This is a genomic window from Streptococcus suis, assembly GCF_024509555.1.
Lineage (GTDB): Bacteria > Bacillota > Bacilli > Lactobacillales > Streptococcaceae > Streptococcus > Streptococcus suis_AD.
Map to the genome: position 1 here is coordinate 1 of NZ_JAMWEL010000065.1, position 397 is coordinate 397.

At 45.8% G+C, this 397-nt stretch carries 1 pseudogene; it reads right to left on the minus strand.

Going from position 1 to position 397, the window contains the following annotated elements:
* Positions 1–397: pseudogene (locus tag NF418_RS10355) on the minus strand (hypothetical protein); the annotation flags it as partial.

Below are 397 nucleotides of genomic sequence, written 5' to 3' on the forward strand. Positions count from 1 at the left end.
CTGCTGGAATTGTGACTGCGCCTGTAGTAGGATCTACAGTGACACCTGAATCTGCTGGAACGGACCATGTACCATCATCTTCTTTAGTAACAGTTACTGTTTGTTCTGTTCCATTTTCATCAGTGTACGTGATGTCAACGGTCTTAGTATCATCACCAGCTGTGGTTGATGGAGTTACAGTGACTGAGCCATCTTCGTTAGCTACTACTGATGGTACTTCTGGTGCTGTTGTGTCTGGATTGTTCTTAGCAGTGTCTGTTGCTGGGCTTGATGTGTTGCCTGCTTCATCAGTTGATGTGGCAGAAACTGTTGAACCATCTTGAACTTTATCTGCTGGAATTGTGACTGCGCCTGTAGTAGGATCTACAGTGACACCTGAATCTGCTGGAACGGACCA